Genomic DNA, 327 nt, shown 5'->3' on the forward strand with positions numbered 1-327 from the left:
CCCCCCCCCCCCCCCCCCCCCCCCCCCCCCCCCCCCCCCCCCCCCCCCCCCCCCCCCCCCCCCCCCCCCCCCCCCCCCCCCCCCCCCCCCCCCCCCCCCCCCCCCCCCCCCCCCCCCCCCCCCCTTCTCCCCCCCCCCCCCCCCCCCCCCACCCCCACATCTTACTGTTCGTCGGCAGCGTCAGATGTGTATAAGAGACAGGCGCAATGCCCGGCTGGAAAAAGTCGGCAAGCGATTCCAATGACATTCCGGCATGAGAAAGCAAAAGCGGATTGTCCAAGGCCGGGCGGGGGTAAGTCAACGCATCTTGCATGAACAGGGGTGCGT

At 74.6% G+C, this 327-nt stretch carries 1 protein-coding gene; it reads left to right on the plus strand.

Annotated elements, in window-relative coordinates:
- Positions 1 to 244, plus strand: a 244-nt coding sequence (locus tag JHD62_RS21680) for a hypothetical protein (RefSeq protein ID WP_199104609.1), incomplete at its 5' end; no start/stop codon positions are given.
- Positions 245 to 327 lie beyond the last annotated feature (83 nt).

Origin of the sequence: Aquitalea sp. ASV11, from assembly GCF_016429185.1 — a bacterium.
In the GTDB taxonomy this organism is placed as follows: domain Bacteria; phylum Pseudomonadota; class Gammaproteobacteria; order Burkholderiales; family Chromobacteriaceae; genus Aquitalea; species Aquitalea pelogenes.